1 protein-coding gene is annotated in these 267 nt (G+C 63.7%); it reads right to left on the reverse strand.

Annotated elements, in window-relative coordinates:
• On the reverse strand, positions 1–267 hold a 267-nt coding region (locus ACZ3HG_RS23890), incomplete at both ends, for an isochorismatase family protein (protein WP_465334876.1).

Raw genomic sequence — 267 nt, forward strand, 5'->3', positions numbered from 1 at the left:
ATTCTGCGCCGCCGCTGCCCTGCACGCAATGGGTCGGCCACAACACCTGCGCGCCGTAGTCGAGGACGATGGTCTCGAATGGCTGCTTGCCGGCATGGTTGGCGGCGAACGAAACATGGTCGTGCGGATGCCAGTCCTGGGTCAGAACGACATTGCCGAACCGACGGGCAATACGATTGACGGCGGGAACCACCTTCTCCCCACCCGGGACAGCAAGCGCCCCGCCGGTGCAGAAATCGTTCTGCACGTCGATCACCAGCAGCACGT

The organism is Erwinia sp. PME.40.26/001, assembly GCF_055556675.1.